The following is a 21,044-nucleotide window of genomic DNA, read 5'->3' on the forward strand; positions in this document are numbered from 1 at the left end:
TTATCCATGAACGGACGTACCAAAACAACCTGGGTAACCGCCTTCGCCTTATTTTCACTTTTCTTTGGGGCAGGTAATTTGATCTTACCACCGCAATTGGGTTTTAAATCCGGTGAACTTTGGTGGATGGTCGCCGGTGGGTTTTGCCTTTCCGCCGTGCTCATCCCCATTCTCGGAATTCTCGCGCATTCCAGGCTTCAGGGCACCATGTATAATTTCGCGGAGAAGGTTTCCCCGGTATTCAGTGTGATATACTGCTTTATCGTTTATGCCATATCCATATCCCTGCCGTCACCAAGAACAGCCTCCGTGACCCACGAAATGGCAGTGCAACCTTTTTTTGAACTCCCCTACATATTCACAAGTGTGCTTTATTTTGTGATGGTGTTCATTTTTGTGATGAACCGGTCAAAGATCCTGGATATCATCGGAAAGTTCCTTACCCCGGCCATATTGCTGGTGCTCTTACTCCTTATTGGGATCACCCTTTTTTCATCCGATTATATTTTTGGGGATACTGTATTTGAAAGTCCATTTTCTCATGGTATACTGGAGGGCTATCAAACATTCGACGCCATAGGTGCCGTAGTGGTCGGTGGGGTGATCATAGTTTCCATCAACCTGAGAAAAGAGCCCGGAAATTACGAGGCCAAGAAAAGGCTGATCGCCAGGGCCGGATGGCTGGCAGGACTGGGATTGTTCTTAGTGTATGGCGGTCTGATCCTGACCGGAGCCCTGCTGCATCAGGAGTTCGATGAGGATATCAGCAGAACAGCCCTGCTTAGCGGGATCAGTGAAGTACAATTGGGAAATACGGCAAACCTCTTTTTGAGTATTCTGGTGGCACTGGCCTGTTTTACCACTGCTGTTGGGATCGTAACAGGAACAGCCGACTTCATCAAATATCGTTTCGCCAATTCCCGAACCGCATATACCGTTACCGCAGTAATTGGCTGTGTACTCGGAATTCTAATGGGGCAGTTCAATGTGGGTTATATCATTGCCGTGGCCTTACCGGCCCTCATGTTTATATACCCTATTACCATTGTCCTAATACTACTGAATGTACTTCCGGCCAGGTGGGGTACTCCCATGGTCTTTAAGGTGGTGGTGGCAACTACAGTGCTGTTCAGTATTCCTGATTTTCTCGGAAGTATTGGTCTTGGATCCCAGATGGGGCAGTTGAAATTCTGGATCCCCTTAAGTGAGTTTAGCATGGGATGGGTCCTTCCGGCTGCGGTGGCCTTTGTACTGGTGAATCTTCCTGGTATTCTGAACTGGGGCCCCAGGGATTCCGAAGACCTTAGTTAGTCTTTGTAGCCGTAACTCTTGTATTTGTAAATTTATTTGTAAGAGAACAATGAATAAGTTAGTAATTGTTGGTAATGGCTTCGATTTAGCACATGGACTGGCTACTTCATATGGACATTTTATTAATGACTATTTGGAGAAATCTTAAACGTAATTACAAAGATCAGCAGATTCAAGAAAACGTTCTTGTTAATGAGGCCTAATATAAAATAGTTGAGGGTGATTTTACAAATTACAAAAGCTTTCAGAAAGGATTAAGGGCCTATGCAAATCGTTGCCTCAGGATATTAGATTTCCTGAAAAAGAACAATAAATCATTCATAAATTTCAAATGAAAGACTGGCTACTGCTCACTGTTCACAGCATACTTACTTTCAGCCTCCGCCATGAGTTCTTCGATCTCCTCTGCTTTAATAGGGATGTCCTTCATCAAATTCAAGGGTGGTCCCGATTCCTGGATAACCACATCGTCCTCCAATCTGATTCCCATTTCTTCGGCCGGGATATATATGCCAGGTTCAACGGTAAAGACCATATTGGCGACCATCGGGGTTTTCAAAGCGCCGTAGTCATGCGTATCTAATCCCAGATGATGGCTGGTACCATGCATAAAGTATTTTTTATAAGCCGGCCAGTCCTTATTTTCATTTTGTATGTCCGACTTGTCCAACAACCCCAATCCCAATAGCTCGGACGTCATGATCTTCCCGACTTCCTTGTGGTATTCCGCCCAGAGGTTTCCGGGCACCAACATATTGGTTGCCTCATTTTTCACCCGGAGTACCGCTTCATATACTTCTTTTTGGCGTTCTGTGAATCGTCCGCTAACCGGGATAGTCCGTGTCATGTCGCTGGAATAGTTGGCGTATTCGGCACCGACGTCCATCAACAGCAGTTCACCGGCCTTGCACTGATTGTTATTCTCCACATAATGCAACACATTGGCATTAACTCCGGACGCGATAATGGGCTGATATGCAAATCCACGTGATCGGTTACGGACGAATTCATGCAGGTATTCCGCCTCTAATTCATACTCCCAAACACCAGGTTTAGTGGCCGTTAATATCCTGCGAAACCCCTTTTCAGTGATCTTGCAGGCCTTTTGTAAAAGCACTATTTCTTCCGGCTCTTTTACCCCGCGGATCTGTTGTAAGATAGGGTTGCTTTTGGCCCATTGGTGTGCCGGAAAATCTGACTTGCACTTTAGTATAAAACGGTCTTCACGGGTCTGGGTCTGCACGGCTTGCCTGTAGTGCTCATTCGTATTGAAATAAATAAGCTCCGACTCTGTCATCAGGTCAAAAAAGACCTTGTCAAAATCAGAAAGCCATAAGATGGTTTCAATACCAGAAACCTCCGTAGCCTGGGCTTTTGTGAGTTTTGCACCTTCCCAAACAGCGATGTGCTCATTAGTTTCCCTTAAAAAAAGTACCTCTCGGTATTTTTTATCCATAGCATCCGGGAATAACAGCAAAATGCTTTCTTCCTGATCTACGCCTGAAAGGTAGAAGATATCCCTGTGTTGCTGAAAGGGAAGCGTACTGTCCGCGCTAATAGGGTATATGTCATTGGAGTTAAAAACGGCAATGCTTTTAGGTTTCATTTGCCCTGCAAACTTCTTTCGGTTCTTTACAAATAATGCGTTGCTGATCGGATCGTATTTCATCGGAATCGTGCTTTGTTCAAAAATAAGGATTCTGGGTATAGCACAAAAAAAAGGAGGCCCGATTTGAGCCTCCCTTCCGGTTGAGGTTGGTTATAATTCCTTATTTTGAAATTGCTTTTTTTAGTATTCCTATGATGGCCATTAGTACACCTCCGCCAACGCCACCACCGGCAATACTGCCGATTATTGAGGAAAGGTCCATACTACTTACGGCACCGGCCATCTCAGCTCCGCCTCCCATCCCAAGCACATCTAACAACCATCCACCAATACCACCGCCAAGAATTCCAACTATGGAGTTCCCGATCGTTCCCAGAGACATGTTCTTCAAAAGTTTTCCAGCTATGTTGCCCCCAAATGCCCCACTAACCAATTGAATAATCAATGGCAAATACGCTTCCATTTTATCAGTTTAGTTGTTTTGATGGTTTCAAATTAAGAAAAATTAAAATTATCTGGATATTTTTGTCGATTTTTTAATTTTTCACAAGTCTTGGCAAATGCCTAAATTCACGTTTCGCAAAACCCTCCTAAATAATGAGATATTTTTTCCTCCTCTGTTCTGTTTTCCTTGTTTTCAATCTCTCTGCACAGCCGGCTGCCACCCAGGCAGGGCATATTGAAGAGGGCTTGAAACAGAAGCGACAAATGGCGACTAATTCCCTGCTGCGTCATATTCCCTTTAAAAACATCGGCCCGTCTGTAATGAGCGGTAGGGTGGTGGATCTGGACGTAAACCCGGAAAACCCTGTGGAATACTATGTAGGCTATGCCTCAGGAGGTCTGTGGTACACCAACAACAACGGAACCTCTTTTAGCCCGGTTCTGGATTCCTCCCAGACCCAGAATGTGGGAGATATCGCAGTGGATTGGAAGCAGGGAGTCATCTGGTTGGGGACAGGTGAGAATAACTCTTCCCGTTCCTCATATTCAGGGATTGGCATCCTGAGATCCGCGGATGGCGGAAAGAGCTGGGAAAATATGGGCCTGCCGGATTCGCATCATATCGGCCGCATACTGATCAACCCTCAAAACAGCGAAGAAGTAGTGGTCGGGGTAACCGGACACCTGTACTCCCCAAATGAGGATAGGGGCATTTACAGGACTACGGACGGAGGCAAAACCTGGTCCAAAACCTTATACATCAGTAAAGTTGCAGGTATTATTGACCTGGCCTGTGCCCCGGAGGATTTCAATATTATGTTTGCCGCTGCCTGGGAAAAAGACCGTAAAGCCTGGAACTTCAGGGGAAGCGGAAGCGGTTCCGGAATCTATAAAAGTACGGATGCCGGAAAGACCTGGAAAAAACTCTCAACCGCAGAAAGCGGTTTCCCTACTGGTGAGGGAGTTGGAAGGATAGGGCTGGCCGTTTTCGATGCAAATACGCTCTACGCGGTTCACGATAACCAATTCAGAAGAGACAAGCCTAAAAGCCCGGATAAGTCTTCAGACAAACTGAAAAAGGAAGATTTCAAAAACATGAGCGGCTCGGCTTTTTTGGAACTGGAAGACCAAAAACTGGACGATTTCCTGAAGAACAATAATTTCCACGAAAAGTACAAGGCTTCCAACGTAAAATCCATGGTAAGAAGCGGTACTGTGCAGCCTGTGGATCTGGCAAAATACCTGGAAGATGCAAATTCACTGCTGTTCGATACTCCTGTTATTGGGGCGGAAGTGTACCGCAGTGAGGACGGGGGTAGCAGTTGGACAAAAATGAACGAAAACTATATCGATGATCTGTATTACAGCTATGGTTACTATTTCGGTGAGATCAGGGTAAACCCAGGCAATAAAGAGAAGATATATCTGGGCGGGGTCCCGCTGATAACTTCAGACGATGGAGGAAAGACTTATCGCTCCATCAGCAAGGAAAATGTGCATTCAGATCATCAGGCGCTTTGGGTGAATCCAAATCGGCCAGGGCACCTGATCAATGGAAATGACGGCGGACTCAATATGACCTATGACGATGGTAAGAACTGGACCAAGCACAATTCCGCTTCAGTGGGCCAATTCTACGCCATTAACGCGGATAATCAGCAACCCTATCATGTTTATGGGGGATTGCAGGACAATGGGGTCTGGATGGGTCCTCATACTGCTAAAGAAGACAGCAAATGGCATCAGACCGGCCACAATCCCTGGAAATCCATACTTGGGGGAGACGGTATGCAGGTACAGATAGATTCCCGTGATCCGAATACCGTCTATACCGGCTTTCAGTTCGGGAACTACTACCGCCTGGATCTCGAAAAAGAAAAACGCCAGCCTATCCAACCCAAACACGAGCTGGGTGAGGCTCCATTCCGATTTAACTGGCAATCTCCTATCCTGTTATCCCCTCATAACCAGGATATCCTTTATATGGGAAGTAACAAACTGCACCGTTCCATGAATCAGGGTGATTCCTGGGAAACGATCTCAAAAGACCTGACCCTGGGCGGAAAAAAAGGCAATGTGGCCTTTGGTACCCTTACGAGCATTTCAGAGTCCCCGCATCAGTTCGGCCTGCTCTATACGGGAAGTGATGATGGATTAATACACCTCTCCAGGGACGCGGGAGGCAGTTGGCAGAACATATCTTCCGGACTTCCCAAAGACCTCTGGGTAAGCCGGGTTGCCGCCTCCAAACACCAAAAAGAACGGGTCTATGTCAGCCTCAATGGGTATAGATGGGACGATTTTACACCTTATATATTCAAAAGTGAGGACTACGGAAAAAACTGGGTTTCCATCTCCGCGAATATTCCGGTGTCTGCTGTAAATGTGATTTTGGAAGATCCGCAAAACGAGCACCTGCTCTTTGCCGGAACGGACAACGGTCTTTATGCTTCCTTTGATCAGGGATTGTCCTGGGAGCTCTTCCAAAACGGTATCCCCAATGTGGCTGTCCACGATCTTGTAATTCAGCCTGAAGCCAGGCATTTGTTGGTGGGCACTCATGGCCGTAGTATCTACAAAGCGGATATCAGTGCCTTGCAAGAGCTCACACCCGAAGTACTTGACAAGGGATTACATCTTTTTACATTTAAGGACATCAAACATTCCGAAAGCTGGGGTAACCCTTCCAGCCCCTGGAGCAAAGCGGAAACCCCCGGCCTGGACATGGTATTCTATTCAAAAAGTCCCGGAGAATACGCCATTAACATCAAAACCCCTGATGGGATTACCGTTAGCAATACCGAGGTGCCCGCAGACCGCGGATTGAATATCGTTTCTTATGACGTGGCGTTTTCCAAAAAGGGCAAAACAGCCTATCAAAAGAAATACAAGAGGGAACTAAAGATCGCCAAAGACGGGAAAACCTATTTGCCACCAGGGACTTACAGTATAGATCTGGAAGGCGGAGGAAGCAAGGATCAGAGGGAGTTTCTAATTAAGGAGTAGCATTTCAACCAAAAGCAACCTAAGAATGACCACAACAAGAGCCAAAAGGATCAAGTCCATAGATATGCTTAGGGGCCTGGTCATGGTAATTATGGCACTGGATCATGTAAGAGACTATTTCCATTACGACGCTTTCTTTTATGACCCTTCGGACCTCAGCCAGACCTCTGTCGGGATCTTCTGGACCCGGTTTATTACCCACTTTTGCGCGCCTGTTTTCGTTTTTCTGGCAGGGACCTCAGCCTTTTTCGTCGGGCAAAGGCGCAGTAAGAAAGAACTGTTCGTATGGCTTTTGAAAAGGGGTATATGGCTTGTTATTGCGGAAGTGACCATTATCAAGTTCGCCTGGATGTTCAAACTGGACTTCAGTACGGTGGTTTTACAGGTGATCTGGGTATTGGGGATCGCTATGATATTTCTGGCCGGTTTTATCCACCTTCCCAAAAAACTGAACATCTCCCTGGCCTTACTCTTTGTAGTAGGGCACAATCTATTTGATTCCTATAGCCCAAGCGGCGCGGTTTCTTCCGGGATCTGGACCTTTTTGCACGTTTTCAATGTGGTTCCCATGGGGAATATCACCATTTTATCAGGCTACCCCATGATCCCGTGGATATTTGTAATGCTGCTCGGTTATCACTTTGGTGAGTTTTACAGGCCATCCTATGCGCCGGAGAAAAGAAAGAAGTCCTTGATCTGGCTTGGCCTTGGGATGTTAGTGGCCTTCGTACTTATCCGGGCAACCAACCTCTATGGGGATGCCATAAAATGGGAGGTTCAGGACACCGCAAGCTTTACGGTACTTTCTTTTTTTAACCTTACCAAATATCCACCTTCCTTGCTTTTCCTGTTGGTAACCCTGGGATTGCCAATGATCTTTCTTGCATTTGCCGAAAACTGGCGTGGAAAACTTACAGAATGGCTTGTGGTGATCGGAAGGGTGCCGATGTTCTTTTACATTATACATATATATGTTATTCATTTCTTTGCACTGCTGGCGGCCATGGCTACCGGCTTCCAGGCTTCCGATATGGTTATTGACCTGTGGATCAACTTCCAGCCCGAATTGCAAGGCTATGGTTTTAGTCTTTGGGTGGTATACCTTATCTGGGTTGTTTTGATCCTTGCCCTGTTTCCGATCTGTAAATGGTACGATAGCTACAAGACCCGGAACAGGCAATATTGGTGGTTGAGTTATCTCTAAATTTTTATTGGGAAGGAAACGAAATAAAAAAGGAGTTTGGGACCGGTTTTTACCGTCTCTTTTTCGAGAAATATTTTGCGAGTTTACCTTAGTTCAAAAATGGATATGTTAATACCCATTTGCTTTTTTCACCATTCCTTACTTTTGAGAATATCCAGGGAATGTAGGCACACTAATCTGGAAGGTATTCGGGGATGGAGGGCGAAGGGCTAAAAACAAGGCAGTAGAAACCTTGATTGTCCTGGGCTAATTTGAAGAGAATATTTCCTTGGACGAAATTTGGGTAACGATTGATTGATTAGTGAACGGAGCGAACACCGCTTTTTTGGCACTTAATGAAAAGTGCTCCCGGCGCCGCAGTTCAATACCAGGCGGGCGGGAACTTGGCATCAGGGATTGCGCGGAAATCCATTGAAAAGGGGTGCTTAGCGATTTGCCGAGGAAGCGACTTTGGAAGCTCCCACAGGGGCTTAAAGCGGCTTAGGACGACTTAAAATGATTGGAGCAAAAGCCCGCGGATGCCCTTAACACTTCTTCGTTATGTCAGAAATTTAGTAGCCTAAATGCCCATTTTTAAGGAAACCGTTGTACCCAAAGCGGCTCCGCTCTCCACATGGAGTTTGGCACCGGCTATCCTGGCCCGTTCCAAAAGCGTACGCATGCCCAGACTGGCACTGTCGCGAATTTTCTCCTTGAAGCTAAAGCCTTTCCCGTTGTCTTTCACCACTATTTCTATCGTACCGGCCTTCCTTTCTATGTCTACCGATACCGCCCTGGCCCCGGAGTGCTTTACGATATTGTTCAATAGCTCCTGCATGATCCGGTAGAGCTGCAGGGAATTCTCATCGCTCAACAGCTCGTCCACATCTTCAATGCTATGGGTAAAAAAGATGTCTGTGTTGGCATCCACCTCATCGATGATCGCCCTGATTGCTCCGGAGAAACCCAACTTCTCTAAAGTGGCCGGGTGCAGGTGGCGGGAAACGCTACGCAGTTCCTCCAGGGTATCCATCGCCAGGGATTTTACTGCTGCATCCTCACCGGACTTTGACCTTTTGGCCAACAGCATCAGCTTTTGCCCTACCCCGTCGTGCAGTTCTCTGGCCACACGGGTTCGCTCCTCCTCCTGGCCCTTGATCAGGTTCCTGGAGAAGCGGGCCTGAGCCTGCTGTTTCCTTTTGGTGGCATTCTGTACCCATACCAGGTATAGGATCGTAAGCACAGCCAGTATCCCCAAACCACCAAAAGTGATCCACATGTTCTGCGCCCGGTTCCTGGCGTTTAACAGTGCGATCTCCGATTTCTGGGATACGATCTCCGAATCCTTCTTTTCTGCCTCATATAGTGCCTGGTAATAGGAAAATCCGTTCGCCTTTTGAACGCTGCCTACGGAGTCCTTTATCCTGTGGTGGGCCCGGAGATGTTCATGAGCCCTGCCCAGATCACCCAGACTGTCGTACACCTTAGCCAAAAAGCCATGGGTTATATAGATGCCCTCAAAGAACTGGGTATTCTTTACATTGGCATATTCCCTTTCCCCCAAGGTGGCTGCTCTTTGGTAATTGCCCTTTGCAAATTCATAGTGCGCCATGGCCAGGTTGTATTCTTTTATTTCAAAGTATTCACTGTGCTTCCTCTGTTCATCCAACTCTTGCTTTACAGCCTCTGCCTGTTCCAGCATCCCGTTTTCGGCATAGGCGCCTAAACGGGCCACCAAGGATTCCTGAATAACAAATTTATCATGTTCTGGTATATAGGTATAGACCCTTGCCGAATCAAGATATCTGAGCCGTTCGTTTTGGTTCCCATGCAACATCTCGTCAAAGGCCTGGTTGTAAAACTGATCATACAATGTTCCTTTATCCCCATATTTTCTCGCCTCCTCGATGATTTCCATACGTATTTTCTTTGCTTCCGCCTGGAGTCCATTCTGGGAGTACAGTATCGACAAGGTTTCCTTTGGCCGCCATGCCAATTCAGGCCTACTATGGTCCTTTAGCATCTGATGGGCCTCCTCCAGTGCCGCAGCCGATTCCTGGAAATCCCCTTTAAAGCAAAGCACCTTGCCTATATGCTCTTTAAGTACACCCTGCATTGTCCGGTCCTTGATCTGAAGGGAGAACTCGTAGGCCTGTTCAAGAATGTCCAGGGACTCTACATAACGGTGGAGCAACATATTGCTATATGATCCCTCAATGTAAAACTCGATCAACTCCATAAAGTGTTGCCTCTTGGGGACCCTGTCCTTGAAGTTATTGAAATACTCTATGGCCTCCTCCGGATTTCCCAAACCCAGTGTGATATGATCCACCAGGGGTATGGCATGCTCCAAAGCCAATCGCGTGGAATCAAGCTCCAGGGCATAATCGATCGTTTGACTTGCGATGGAATCGTATGGGAAATCCGTTCTGTATTGGATCAGTTTAGAAAGACTATCCATCCACATCAGGCGTTCACCTCCTTCCGAGTTATTGATCTTTAGCTTTAGGGATTGGACAGCATTGGTGAGGTCCACCTCCTGGGCAGACAGGGAGAAGGTAAGGAAACACAATAAAAGGCGGCAAATACTTTTCATGACCTGGGGAAGTCTTAAGTAAGTCAAAGATAAGGAATCCGATATTTCAATAATATAAATAGTACCTCATTTAGCATAGGCTTTATGAGTTATGGTGCATTTTGTGGCCCATGGATGCCCAGTTGATCACAGCTATTGAACAAACTGACCTCATTTAAGGAATCTTCTAAAAAGGCATGGTCATAAAAACTCAAAAAACCGCTGATCCTTAAAACAGACCCTACGGTCGGTTTTTGGGTTTTGATGTGTTGGATATCCTGATTTCTTAGGCTGATTTCAGGTTGAATTTCATCGATTAAGTGCAGGATTTGCTGGATGCGATCGATGAAAGTATGGGTGCACAAACCGATTGGTCTGTGAACAGTTCGGATAGAGAACATTTGGGATGCTCTGAGAGCCTGGTATCGTGATGCAATGGGGTTTTGGTACCCCCAAACAGGTATTTCAACCCGGATTATTTCCCGACGTGAAACAGGGCTTCTCCCTGGTTGACCACTGCCTGATGGTTTATACAGATCACATATCCGTCATAGGGCGCCTTAATTCGCTTGCGGTGTTTGGCATAGGTATCGGTGATCAATCCCAATTCCTGGCCTTTGCTGATCTCACTACCATTGGTAACTTCAGGGATAAACATCCCGGCCGTGGGCGCCCGAAGCCACTTTCTCTCTTCCAGGTGCACGCTCTCACTACGTTCGGAATACAGCGGTTCTATCTTGCTGATCATTTCGAAGTGCTTCAGCACATTTAGTATCCCTTGCATCCCTTCCAAGATTGCATAGTCATCAAAACGCATGCTTTCACCAGCTTCATAAACAATGGTTGGCTTACCCATTCGGTAGGCAGCATTTCGGAATGAGCCTTTGATCAGCCTGGAAGGGAAGGTAATAGGCGCATTAAAGATACCGGCCAGTTGTTTGCTGTATTCATCTTCCTCGGTATAGCGGATCTGGGGAAAATTATGGCGCTGTGCCCCTCCGGTGTGCAGATCTATCCCAATATCTATTTGTCTCAGTATCTCCGAAGTGTAGTGATAGGCTATCCTGCTGGCCATGGATCCGGACTTGGTTCCGGGAAAACTGCGGTTTACGTCTTTGCCATCCGGGACATCCCTGGAAAAATGTATAAAGCCGAATATATTCAGAATGGGAACCGCGACCACGGCCCCCTTGCGGATCTTGAAGCGCTTTTGCTGCAGCATTCGCCTCACTATCTCAATCCCATTGATCTCATCCCCATGCAGACCAGCCTGGATAAGGATTGTTGGCCCGGGTTTTCTGGCGTTGAAAACATATACCGGTATGTCAATAAGCGTTCCGGTTGGAAGCCGGTCAATACTGATCTTCAAAAGCTGTTCTTTTCCGGGGGGGACGGCTTCGTTTCCGATGACGATCTCCTTATTTTCTTCTCCGACGTCCATTCTGCTCCACGTATTTAATGATTTCTTTAGCCACGTTCACTCCGGTGGCCGCCTCTATCCCTTTTAATCCGGGAGAGGCGTTGACCTCAATAAGCAGCGGTCCTTTGTTGGACCTCAGCAGATCCACTCCCGCTACTCCCAATCCGAGAAATTTAGTGGCATTCAGCGCGATGTACTGCTCTTTGGCACTCGGTTTGACCGCGACGGTTTCTCCACCCCTGTGTACATTGGCACGAAAATCTCCCAGTGCACTGCTTCGTTTCATACTGGCCACCACCTTATTCCCCACCACAATGATGCGGATATCTTCGCCATTGGCCTCTTCAATATACCGCTGAATGAGGATACTGGTGTCCATTTTATAAAAGGTATCTATGATGGATTTAGCGGATTTTTCGGTTTCGGCCAGAATTACTCCGAGGCCCTGGGTGCCTTCCTGAAGTTTTATGATGACAGGGGTACCCCCAAGTATCTTTATCTGGGCTTCAATATTATCCGGGTTTATGGAAAACAGGGTTTCCGGAATGGGAATACCTTTGCGCGCCATGATCTGCAGCGTCCTTACCTTATTCCTGGCTCTTGTAATTCCCAGGGAACGGGCTGTACTAAAGACTCCGTTCATTTCAAATTGCTTTACAATTGCGGCACCATGCCGGGTAACCTTTGCACCAATCCTCGGAATTATCGCATGGAATTCGTTAGTAATGTTCTCGTCCCTCAGGTAGATCTGTGGTTTTCCGGAACCCAGTTTTACAGAACATTTGGTGTGATCAATAAGCTCAATATAATGCCCGAGCTTTTTGGCCTCTTCGGCAATACGCTTGGTTGAGTACACATTCATGCTAACAGATAACAGGCCGATATCCATGTGGTGAGCGCTTGGTAGTTATTTTGATTGTAATATCGGTTAAAAAATAGAACGGTACTAATTGGCACTGCCCTTTTTTTAACAAAAAACAGTGCTTACCTAAATACTTTATTGTTCTGATTTAGGACGATCTTTTGTGCCTGGAGATTACCTGAAAGTAAGAAGGCCAAATTTGTCAGTTTTAAATGGGTCTAAATAGTTCATATATCGCTTTGAAAGTTTGTTAAAAACGGCTCCATGGCCTAATTTTGTAGTCACTCATGTAAACCAACTCCTTATGAGCGGATTGACAAAATCTTCAATTGCCAGGAAAGTTGTTATGGCGCTTTCCGGCTTTTTTTTGGTCTTCTTTTTAGCACAGCACTTTACCATAAATTTTACCTCTGTTATCGCCCCGGACACTTTTAACGAGTGGTCTCATTTTATGGGTTATAACCCGCTTGTGCAATATATCCTGCAACCCATATTGATCGCGGGGGTGATCATCCATTTTGTAATGGGTTTTGTTCTGGAGTTGCAGAACAACAGAGCCAGAGGTGTGAAGTATGTAAAGTTTAAAGGGAGCGCGAATGCCTCCTGGGTTTCCAGGAATATGATCATTTCAGGGCTGGTAGTCCTCGCTTTCCTTGCGCTGCACTTTTATGATTTCTGGGTACACGAAATGGCCTACAAGTATATAGAGTTCAAGCCTCAGGATCCGACAAGATACCACGCCGAGACCGTTGAGAAATTCGCACCTATGTGGCGCACTGTTATCTATGTGGTCTCCTTTGTGCTTTTGGCGCTACACCTGTGGCACGGATTCGCTTCGGCCTTCCAGAGTATGGGAGTAAACAACAAATATACACCATCAATAAAAGCCTTCACTAAAGTTTTCGCGGTAGTAATTCCTTTGGGTTTTGTTTTCATTGCCCTCTACCATCATTTTAACCCTTTAACGCATTAATGCTATGAGCGTGTTGGATTCTAAAGTTCCTTCAGGGCCTTTGGCTGAGAAATGGACCAAACATAAAAACGAAATTGACCTGGTTAACCCGGCCAATAAAAGAAATATTGATATCATAGTTGTAGGTACCGGCCTTGCCGGAGGTTCCGCAGCGGCAACCCTGGCAGAGCTAGGTTATAACGTAAAAACATTCTGCTACCAGGATTCTCCCAGGAGAGCGCATTCCATTGCGGCCCAGGGAGGAGTGAATGCAGCCAAGAACTACCAGGGAGACGGGGACAGTGTGTACCGATTGTTCTACGATACCATAAAAGGAGGGGACTATCGATCCCGTGAAGCCAATGTTTACAGATTAGCCGAGGTTTCTTCGAACATCATTGACCAATGCGTGGCACAAGGTGTCCCATTCGCCAGGGAATATGGCGGACTGCTGGACAACCGTTCTTTCGGGGGGGTTCTGGTCTCCAGGACTTTCTACGCCAAGGGCCAAACAGGGCAGCAACTGCTACTCGGGGCCTACGCCGCCATGAACAGGCAGATACAGCGTGGTAAGATAAAATCGTACACCCGCCACGAAATGCTGGACCTGGTCCTTGTGGACGGAAAAGCCAGAGGAATAATTGCCAGGGACCTGGTTACCGGAGAGATAGAACGGCATTCAGGGCATGCGGTGGTCATTGCTACGGGAGGATACGGAAACCTCTTCTTCCTCTCTACTTACTGTATGGGCGCCAATGTGATGGCCTCCTGGAAAGCACATAAGAAGGGGGCATTCTTTGCAAACCCTTGTTTTACACAGATCCACCCTACCTGTATCCCGGTTTCGGGAGATCATCAGTCCAAGCTAACCCTGATGTCGGAATCCCTGAGAAACGATGGAAGGATCTGGGTCCCAAAAAGGTTGGAAGATGCACAGGCGATCCGGGAAGGCAAACTGAAGCCAACCCAATTGAAAGAGGAAGACAGAGACTACTACCTGGAGCGCAGATACCCGGCTTTCGGGAACCTGGTTCCAAGGGATGTGGCTTCCAGGGCAGCCAAAGAGCGATGCGATGCCGGACACGGGGTTAACAAAACCGGTGAGGCAGTATACCTTGATTTTGAGGCAGCCATTATGCGTTATGGTAAAGAGAAGGCCTATACTTCGGGAATAAAGGACCCTGACAAAGCCACCATCCGGCAATTGGGCGAAGAAATTATTGAAGCCAAATACGGCAACCTGTTCCAGATGTATGAAAAGATCGTTGATCAAAATCCCTATAAGACCCCGATGATGATCTATCCGGCAGTCCATTACACCATGGGTGGCCTCTGGGTGGATTACAATCTGCAGACAACTATTCCAGGTTGCTATTCTGCCGGAGAAGCAAACTTTAGCGACCACGGCGCAAACAGGCTTGGTGCCTCAGCGCTTATGCAGGGGCTGGCAGATGGATATTTTGTCTTGCCTTATACCATTGGTGACTACCTGTCTGATGATATCAGGACAGGACCTATCCCTACGGATTCCGCTGAATTTGATGAGGCCGAGAAAAATGTTCGGGATCGGATCGAGAAACTCATGTCTGGCAAGGGAGAGCATTCCGTGGATTATTATCACAAGAAGCTCGGCAAGATCATGTGGAACAAATGCGGGATGTCCAGAAATGCCAAAGACCTGGAGTCCGCGATCACAGAGATCGCTGAACTCCGAAAGGACTTTTGGGAAAATGTGAATATTCCTGGAAGCAGTGATTCCAAGAACCAGGAACTTGAAAAAGCGGGAAGAGTTGCAGATTTCCTGGAACTGGGAGAGCTTTTCGCGAAAGACGCCCTGCAAAGGGAAGAGTCTTGCGGAGGCCATTTCAGAGAAGAATATCAGACCCCTGAAGGAGAGGCCCTGAGGGATGACGAGAATTTCAAATATGCGGCGGCCTGGGAATACAAGGGAGAGCCTAAAGACGCTGTCTTACATAAAGAAGAACTCAAGTACGAGAACATTGAAGTTAAAACACGTTCGTACAAATAAAATATAAACTATTGTTGAGTGCCCAGAGCGCTCAGGAACTAAAATAAAGAGCTGTGAAAATATATCTAAAGATCTGGCGGCAGAAGAATGCTACTTCAAAAGGGCAAATGGTCGATTATGACCTCAATGGTGTTGAAGAGGATATGTCTTTCCTTGAAATGCTGGATGTGCTGAACGAAGAATTGGTTGCTAAGGGAGAAGAGCCGGTAGAGTTCGATCACGATTGCAGGGAAGGCATCTGCGGAACCTGTTCCCTGATGATAAACGGACAACCCCATGGTCCTGATTCAAGGATCACGGTCTGCCAGTTGCATATGAGGTCTTTTAATGACGGGGACAGTATTGTTATTGAGCCTTTCCGGGCCAAAGCGTTCCCGGTGATCAAAGACCTGATCGTAGACCGTACTGCCTTTGACAGAATACAACAAGCCGGAGGTTATATCTCCGTAAACACTTCAGGAAGACCAGTTGATGCCAACGCCATCCCTATAGAAAAGGATATGGCAGACAAGTCGTTTAATGCGGCTACCTGTATTGGTTGCGGAGCCTGTGTGGCTGCATGCAAGAATGCCAGCGCCATGCTTTTTACTTCTGCCAAGGTATCCCAATTCGCGCTATTACCTCAGGGACAAGTAGAGGCCGCAGAGCGCGTTCAGAATATGGTTCGGCAAATGGACCTGGAAGGCTTCGGGAACTGTACCAACACCGGTGCCTGTGAAGTTGAGTGTCCAAAAGGGATCTCCCTGGAAAATATTGCCAGAATGAATCGGGAATACCTAAGTGCTTCCGTAAAAGGTTAAGGAGCCAGGCGTCTTGGTCAATTCAATTGTTTCCTGACTACCAGAAAGAGCTGTTCCAGATTTTCCATGTTTAGTTCAAAGTCCGTGTATTCGGGTGATGGATTGAGGTTATGACATTTAAGTTTCCCACCCTCTTTGTCATAAGCGATAATGCTTTTACACAAAATACCCTCCAGGGTTACCAGGATCCAGGGATGGTTTGGCCTGGATAGCCACTCCGTAGGGAACTTTTTCCCAGGAACTAACTTTCCGAGCACTATAGCCTTATTAGGTATTCCTCCGATCTTGCCGTTATCCATGGAATTATTGGTAATCTCAAAAGCGGCATAACTACTATTCTGCACTTCCTCTATCACGAAACCGATATGAGAAAGTCCATTAATATAATCTTTATTGTGTAGGTTTTTGCAATATGCCCGTTGTTGTTCACCGGAAATAAGGGGCACAGAGATCTGGTATTTGCCCAGGCCAACCTGTTGAACCTGCTGTCCTTTGGAAGAAAATCTTGGTTTTCCGTTGTACTTCCCATCGGTCTCATTCACTTCATACATATATAACTCCGCAATACTCATTTCAAAATACTGGGCAATTTTAGTGAGGTTCTTTATAGGGATATTGGCTCCTTTCCTTTCGTAAAGCTGAATGGTTCGAAGGCTTACCCCAATGGCTTCGGCCAAATTTGTTTGGCTGATACTTTTTTTGCGCCTCAATTGCTTTAGTATAAACATAATGTCGTAATATTGTGTAATATTTTTACGTATTCAGAAATTTATGTATTATTTCTACATATATCTGTAACCGATTTACAAACAAATATAAACAATTGCGTAATTTCATTGGGTTTTATCAGCAATCGACTGATGGACCGCACATTCCTCAACTGAGAAATTCGCTTAAAAACCTTTTCCATTATGTTTGAAAAAGATGAATTTGGAAAACCGATCAGCGAAAAACTATCTACCATCTTAAGAAGGAATACCTCCAAGGACGACTATGCCAATATAGCGGCCTTGACGAATGTGAGTTTTTCTACTATACGCGATGTGGTCTACAGAACTAACAGCCTCACCAAATCCAATTCCAAAGCCATTATTGTTTTGCTTCAGAGGGCTTTTGAAAATTCCCTGGCAAGGCAATTGCAAGCAACCAGTGATAAGATCTATCTGGATCAGATCCTGAGGGACTAGTATTGATCTAATACGGGGTAATGCGAACTGTTTAATTTGCTAATTTAGCAGCTCACTTAAAGTTCTATAACTATCCAGTACAATATCACCTCCAAACTGCCGGATCTGCCAACCTCCATCTTCACTGTTATGAGTAGTTTGGCACACAAGCACGATGCCGTGAATTTATCCCAGGGATTTCCGGATTTTTCACCAGATCCCTTGTTGATAGACCTCATCGCAAAGGCTATGAAAGACGGCTACAATCAGTACGCTCCCATGGCCGGGATTTACTCCCTCCGCGAGGTGATCTCGCATAAGATCAAAAGCCTGTACGGAGCGGAGTATCACCCCGAATCCGAGATTACCGTAACCGCAGGTGCCACACAGGCTATCTACACCGCTATTGCAGCCCTAGTTTCAACAGGAGATGAAGTCATTGTTCTGAAACCGGCATACGATTGCTACGAACCTGTAATATGGGCAAACGGGGGGATTCCTGTACCGGTACAACTTCAGGGAAAGACATACCAGATAGACTGGGACCTCTTTAGGTCTAAAATAACGGAGCGCACCAAAATGGTGGTGATCAATACACCACATAATCCAAGCGGCAGGGTGTTTTCCGCGGAAGACATGCACCAGCTCCAACAGAGTCTTGAACATACCGATATTTTGGTTCTCAGCGATGAAGTTTATGAACACCTGGTGTTTGACGACAATACGCATCAAAGTGTTTCAAAGTTCCCAGGGTTAGCCGAGAGAAGCCTGGTCTGTGCCTCATTTGGCAAGACTTTTCACAGCACAGGCTGGAAAATGGGTTACTGCGCGGCTCCCCAGCCCCTGATGAAAGAATTTCAGAAAATTCACGAGTTCAATGTATTCTGCGTAAATCACCCTATTCAACGTGCGTTAGCCGTCTACCTGGAAGAACCCAAAAACTATTTGGACCTCGGCCCATTTTTCCAGCAGAAACGGGACCATTTTCTCAACTCTATCCGAGATTCGCGCTTCTCTTTTACCCCTTCGCAAGGCACTTACTTCCAGTTACTGGATTACAGCGCGATCAGTGATGAGAGCGATGTGGACCTGGCCCATAGGCTTACCGTAGATCACAAGCTGGCCAGTATCCCCATTTCTGTCTTCAACAGCAATGCGGAAGATCACAGCCAATTGAGGTTCTGTTTTGCCAAAACCACGGAGACCCTGGATAAGGCGACAGCCATTATCAACACACTTTAGTTCGCTTTGAGTCCGCTAAAATTGGGCTTATAGCCTTCCTCTTTCAGAATTTTGGCCATATCCTTTTCTAAGGAAACCACGGGATACTCAATAATCCTGTTTGTTTCCGCTCCTTTTTTGTAAAAAATAAAGGTGGGTACTTTAACGATATTCAATCCCTTTTCTTCCCCTCCCGGGCTCTTTTTGTAAAAGGGCTTTTCATAGTCCACAGCGATAATGGACAAGTTTTCTTTGGGGAAATCCGCCGCTTCAAGAATTCTGATAAACCTGGGCACTTCCCTTCTGCTGTCTCCGCACCAGGTTCCTAAGAATACCTTGATCTCATACCTTTTCAATTGCTTTCGCAATGCCTGCACTGTCTCTTCGTCTACCTGATAATTCTCGTACTGCGGGTTGAACCAGTTGGCAAAACTGTCTTGCTGCAAGCCTTCTTTGGTTATTTTGCCAAGTAACTTTTCTCGGCCTTTCTTGTCTACCGTCTTGTAGTTGAGTTGTTGGGCGATCGCCATTTGCAGGGACCCAAAAATCAGGAGTGTTAGCAGTGGAAATAGTCTAAATTCTTTCATGGTATCTGTTTTGATGAGCTTAAATCTAACCTCAACCGTTATGAGATACCAGCTTTGTGTTTCAGCCGAAGGAATAACTATACCAAGGAGCAACATATGAATACCAAGTGCAACTTTAGGTGATCTCTGTTGTTTGTATCGCTATCCGCGCCGTTGATACCGCTGGCTGGTTATAAAGACGCTTTTTTTGGTATTTTTTGCGCAAATTCACACAATTTGCCAGGCAAACACATATATCGAATACTAATACACCTGCTCTTTTGGGCGTTATTCATATTTATTTCCCTCTTCGTTTTCTCCGACTACTACTGGAAGGAGAACCCGTTCCTGCAATACTTTACGATTCTTCTTGCCCTGGTCTATCTGAATGATGTTTTCCTGCTTCCATTTTTCGTTCGAAGAAAAATGTACGCCTTATATGTGCTGTTGATAGGTGTTGTGGCCTTTTTCGCGACACAGCTTTACTGCAATTTCTTTGCGGAATGTGGCTGTTCTGTACCTAAGTGCCTCTCGAATTACCTTTGGCAAACACTGGTACCTCTTATTTTCTTTTCCTTTCTCTGGGTTCTGTTCAGGTACCTGGAAAACCAGGAAGAGATCCTTCGCGTTCGTAAGGAGCGAACGGAAATGGAACTGCAATACCTTAAATCCCAAATAAATCCTCATGTGCTATTCAACAACCTTAATACTATATATTCCTATTCGCTTGAAAAGCCCAGACAGGTTCCGGAAATGATCCTTATGCTGTCCGACAATCTCAAGTATGTTCTTTACGAAAGTGATTCCAGCAAAGTTTCGCTGGACAAGGAAATGGAGTATATAGACAATTATATACGCTTTCAGAAGATCAGGACTGAGAACATCAAGGAGATCAACTACGAAAAGGAGATAGATGACCAGGGATACTTTATCGCCCCCCTCCTTCTAATTGCCCTTATAGAGAACGCTTTCAAGCACAGCGCGGCTAACAGCACCGTGGATATTCAGATCCGGGTAGAGGGCGGCACACTGGAATGCCTTTGCACAAACATCAGTAAAATTCAGGAAGATTCTGGCACATCTGCTTCCATAGGGTTGGAAAACCTCCAAAAAAGACTGAACTTGCTTTACAAAGACAAGCATGAGTTATCCATTGAAGCCACAGATGTCTACAAGGTTAAACTTAGATTGAACCTCCTATGAAATGCATTTTGATAGAAGATGAGATCCCGGCCCAAAAGGTGCTTCGGAATTATATCGACAAACTCGATAACCTGGAGTTTGTAGGGGCTTTTCAATCTGCAATCGCCGCCAATCCTTTCCTGAAAAAGAACGAGGTCGATCTCATTTTTATGGATATCAACCTTCCGGATATCACCGGGATTGAATATATCAGGACCCTGACCAACCCTCCACAGGTGATCATGACCACAGCTTACCCCAACTACGCCGTAGAAAGTTATGAATTGGACGCTGTGAGGGATTATCTGGTGAAGCCGTTTTCTTTTGAGCGATTCCTGAAAGCCGTGAATCGGGTACGCACGGGAATGCGCGAAAAAGAAAGCTATGAAGACAAGGACAGCAGGGATCCGGTACTTTTCGTAAATGTGGATAAAACCCTGCATCGTATCAGGGCAGGGGAGATATTGTATATCGAGTCTGAAAAGAATTACGTTACCATCGTTACCCGTACAAACCGATTATCCTATATCGATTCCCTTAAAAACTGGCTTGATCGACTGCCTCAGGATCTCTTTGTACAGACCCATAAGTCCTACATCGTTAATCTAAGGGAAGTGGAGCAGGTAAACGGAAATCGCCTTACCGTAAAGGGTATTCGTTTACCCCTCGGCAGGACATATAAAACCACTTTCATGCAAAGATTGCACAAAGGTTAAGG

The 21,044-nt window shown here is 46.0% G+C and carries 18 protein-coding genes; 11 read left to right on the forward strand and 7 right to left on the reverse strand.

Annotated features, from left to right (window positions below; all coding sequences use genetic code 11):
* The first annotated feature begins 6 nt into the window (after positions 1-6).
* Both brnQ and GTQ38_RS02685 read left to right on the forward strand, forming a co-directional pair.
* Positions 7-1,311 (forward strand): branched-chain amino acid transport system II carrier protein, encoded by a 1,305-nt coding sequence (brnQ, locus tag GTQ38_RS02680; protein WP_161433709.1) that lies wholly within the window; start codon positions 7-9, stop codon positions 1,309-1,311.
* A 49-nt stretch (positions 1,312-1,360) separates the two neighbouring features.
* On the forward strand, positions 1,361-1,459 hold the full coding sequence (locus GTQ38_RS02685; RefSeq protein ID WP_161433711.1) for an AbiH family protein: 99 nt from the start codon (positions 1,361-1,363) through the stop codon (positions 1,457-1,459).
* 195 nt (positions 1,460-1,654) lie between these two features.
* Here GTQ38_RS02685 and GTQ38_RS02690 read toward each other — a convergent pair whose 3' ends face one another.
* Both GTQ38_RS02690 and GTQ38_RS02695 read right to left on the reverse strand, forming a co-directional pair.
* Positions 1,655-2,980 (reverse strand): aminopeptidase P family protein, encoded by a 1,326-nt coding sequence (locus tag GTQ38_RS02690; protein ID WP_161433712.1) that lies wholly within the window; start codon positions 2,978-2,980, stop codon positions 1,655-1,657.
* 100 nt (positions 2,981-3,080) lie between these two features.
* On the reverse strand, positions 3,081-3,383 hold the full coding sequence (locus GTQ38_RS02695) for a hypothetical protein (protein WP_161433713.1): 303 nt from the start codon (positions 3,381-3,383) through the stop codon (positions 3,081-3,083).
* Positions 3,384-3,517: 134 nt separating this feature from the next.
* On the opposite strand from GTQ38_RS02695, the gene GTQ38_RS02700 reads away from it, so the two are divergent.
* Positions 3,518-6,370: a VPS10 domain-containing protein gene (locus GTQ38_RS02700; RefSeq protein WP_161433714.1), complete on the forward strand. Its 2,853-nt coding sequence runs from the start codon at positions 3,518-3,520 to the stop codon at positions 6,368-6,370.
* 25 nt (positions 6,371-6,395) lie between these two features.
* Complete coding sequence (locus tag GTQ38_RS02705; RefSeq protein ID WP_161433715.1) at positions 6,396-7,574, forward strand: DUF1624 domain-containing protein; 1,179 nt, start codon at positions 6,396-6,398, stop codon at positions 7,572-7,574.
* 559 nt (positions 7,575-8,133) lie between these two features.
* Here the strand turns inward: GTQ38_RS02705 and GTQ38_RS02710 are convergent.
* From GTQ38_RS02710 to GTQ38_RS02720, 3 genes are all read right to left on the reverse strand, one after another.
* Positions 8,134-10,149, reverse strand: coding sequence for a sensor histidine kinase (locus GTQ38_RS02710; RefSeq protein WP_161433716.1), 2,016 nt, complete (start codon positions 10,147-10,149; stop codon positions 8,134-8,136).
* A 454-nt stretch (positions 10,150-10,603) separates the two neighbouring features.
* Entirely contained in the window at positions 10,604-11,569 is a 966-nt protein-coding gene (locus tag GTQ38_RS02715; protein ID WP_161433718.1) for a succinylglutamate desuccinylase/aspartoacylase family protein, read from the reverse strand.
* Complete coding sequence (locus tag GTQ38_RS02720) at positions 11,547-12,437, reverse strand: RimK family alpha-L-glutamate ligase (protein ID WP_161433720.1); 891 nt, start codon at positions 12,435-12,437, stop codon at positions 11,547-11,549. Before GTQ38_RS02720 ends, GTQ38_RS02715 begins: the two co-directional genes overlap by 23 nt.
* Positions 12,438-12,714: 277 nt before the next feature.
* On the opposite strand from GTQ38_RS02720, the gene GTQ38_RS02725 reads away from it, so the two are divergent.
* From GTQ38_RS02725 to GTQ38_RS02735, 3 genes are read left to right on the forward strand one after another with little or no spacing between them, the layout of a single operon-like run.
* The gene (locus GTQ38_RS02725; RefSeq protein WP_161433722.1) at positions 12,715-13,383 is read left to right on the forward strand and encodes a succinate dehydrogenase cytochrome b subunit; all 669 of its coding nucleotides are present in this window, start codon (positions 12,715-12,717) and stop codon (positions 13,381-13,383) included.
* Positions 13,384-13,387: 4 nt separating this feature from the next.
* On the forward strand, positions 13,388-15,391 hold the full coding sequence (locus GTQ38_RS02730) for a fumarate reductase/succinate dehydrogenase flavoprotein subunit (protein ID WP_161433724.1): 2,004 nt from the start codon (positions 13,388-13,390) through the stop codon (positions 15,389-15,391).
* Positions 15,392-15,444: 53 nt separating this feature from the next.
* Entirely contained in the window at positions 15,445-16,191 is a 747-nt protein-coding gene (locus tag GTQ38_RS02735) for a succinate dehydrogenase/fumarate reductase iron-sulfur subunit (protein ID WP_161433726.1), read from the forward strand.
* Positions 16,192-16,208: 17 nt separating this feature from the next.
* Here GTQ38_RS02735 and GTQ38_RS02740 read toward each other — a convergent pair whose 3' ends face one another.
* Entirely contained in the window at positions 16,209-16,919 is a 711-nt protein-coding gene (locus tag GTQ38_RS02740; protein WP_161433729.1) for a helix-turn-helix domain-containing protein, read from the reverse strand.
* A 183-nt stretch (positions 16,920-17,102) separates the two neighbouring features.
* Here GTQ38_RS02740 and GTQ38_RS02745 point away from each other — a divergent pair, with 183 nt between their 5' ends.
* Both GTQ38_RS02745 and GTQ38_RS02750 read left to right on the forward strand, forming a co-directional pair.
* A complete protein-coding gene (locus GTQ38_RS02745) occupies positions 17,103-17,378 on the forward strand; it encodes a hypothetical protein (RefSeq protein ID WP_161433731.1) in 276 nt (91 codons plus the stop codon).
* Positions 17,379-17,450: 72 nt separating this feature from the next.
* Complete coding sequence (locus GTQ38_RS02750; RefSeq protein WP_161434063.1) at positions 17,451-18,599, forward strand: methionine aminotransferase; 1,149 nt, start codon at positions 17,451-17,453, stop codon at positions 18,597-18,599.
* Here GTQ38_RS02750 and GTQ38_RS02755 read toward each other — a convergent pair.
* Positions 18,596-19,165, reverse strand: coding sequence for a thioredoxin family protein (locus tag GTQ38_RS02755; protein WP_238857756.1), 570 nt, complete (start codon positions 19,163-19,165; stop codon positions 18,596-18,598). The two genes, GTQ38_RS02750 and GTQ38_RS02755, sit on opposite strands and share 4 nt — an antisense overlap.
* A gap of 216 nt (positions 19,166-19,381) precedes the next feature.
* Between GTQ38_RS02755 and GTQ38_RS02760 the strand changes: the two genes are divergently transcribed.
* Together GTQ38_RS02760 and GTQ38_RS02765 are read left to right on the forward strand one after the other, a co-directional pair.
* Positions 19,382-20,347, forward strand: coding sequence for a sensor histidine kinase (locus tag GTQ38_RS02760; protein WP_161433733.1), 966 nt, complete (start codon positions 19,382-19,384; stop codon positions 20,345-20,347).
* Positions 20,344-21,042, forward strand: coding sequence for a LytR/AlgR family response regulator transcription factor (locus GTQ38_RS02765; RefSeq protein WP_161433735.1), 699 nt, complete (start codon positions 20,344-20,346; stop codon positions 21,040-21,042). The genes GTQ38_RS02760 and GTQ38_RS02765 overlap by 4 nt, the downstream gene beginning before the upstream one ends.
* Positions 21,043-21,044 lie beyond the last annotated feature (2 nt).

The organism is Poritiphilus flavus (assembly GCF_009901585.1).
GTDB lineage: Bacteria > Bacteroidota > Bacteroidia > Flavobacteriales > Flavobacteriaceae > Poritiphilus > Poritiphilus flavus.

What these genes read in the sequence shown, in the direction of transcription:
- GTQ38_RS02725 (WP_161433722.1), top strand. Translation starts at nt 12,715, where the DNA reads ATGAGCGGATTGACAAAATCTTCAATTGCCAGGAAAGTTGTTATGGCG.
- GTQ38_RS02690 (WP_161433712.1), bottom strand. Translation starts at nt 2,980, where the DNA reads ATGAAATACGATCCGATCAGCAACGCATTATTTGTAAAGAACCGAAAG.
- GTQ38_RS02710 (WP_161433716.1), bottom strand. Translation starts at nt 10,149, where the DNA reads ATGAAAAGTATTTGCCGCCTTTTATTGTGTTTCCTTACCTTCTCCCTG.
- GTQ38_RS02720 (WP_161433720.1), bottom strand. Translation starts at nt 12,437, where the DNA reads ATGGATATCGGCCTGTTATCTGTTAGCATGAATGTGTACTCAACCAAG.
- GTQ38_RS02715 (WP_161433718.1), bottom strand. Translation starts at nt 11,569, where the DNA reads ATGGACGTCGGAGAAGAAAATAAGGAGATCGTCATCGGAAACGAAGCC.
- GTQ38_RS02740 (WP_161433729.1), bottom strand. Translation starts at nt 16,919, where the DNA reads ATGTTTATACTAAAGCAATTGAGGCGCAAAAAAAGTATCAGCCAAACA.
- GTQ38_RS02765 (WP_161433735.1), top strand. Translation starts at nt 20,344, where the DNA reads ATGAAATGCATTTTGATAGAAGATGAGATCCCGGCCCAAAAGGTGCTT.
- GTQ38_RS02745 (WP_161433731.1), top strand. Translation starts at nt 17,103, where the DNA reads ATGTTTGAAAAAGATGAATTTGGAAAACCGATCAGCGAAAAACTATCT.
- GTQ38_RS02700 (WP_161433714.1), top strand. Translation starts at nt 3,518, where the DNA reads ATGAGATATTTTTTCCTCCTCTGTTCTGTTTTCCTTGTTTTCAATCTC.
- brnQ (WP_161433709.1), top strand. Translation starts at nt 7, where the DNA reads ATGAACGGACGTACCAAAACAACCTGGGTAACCGCCTTCGCCTTATTT.
- GTQ38_RS02695 (WP_161433713.1), bottom strand. Translation starts at nt 3,383, where the DNA reads ATGGAAGCGTATTTGCCATTGATTATTCAATTGGTTAGTGGGGCATTT.
- GTQ38_RS02755 (WP_238857756.1), bottom strand. Translation starts at nt 19,165, where the DNA reads ATGAAAGAATTTAGACTATTTCCACTGCTAACACTCCTGATTTTTGGG.
- GTQ38_RS02705 (WP_161433715.1), top strand. Translation starts at nt 6,396, where the DNA reads ATGACCACAACAAGAGCCAAAAGGATCAAGTCCATAGATATGCTTAGG.
- GTQ38_RS02685 (WP_161433711.1), top strand. Translation starts at nt 1,361, where the DNA reads ATGAATAAGTTAGTAATTGTTGGTAATGGCTTCGATTTAGCACATGGA.
- GTQ38_RS02730 (WP_161433724.1), top strand. Translation starts at nt 13,388, where the DNA reads ATGAGCGTGTTGGATTCTAAAGTTCCTTCAGGGCCTTTGGCTGAGAAA.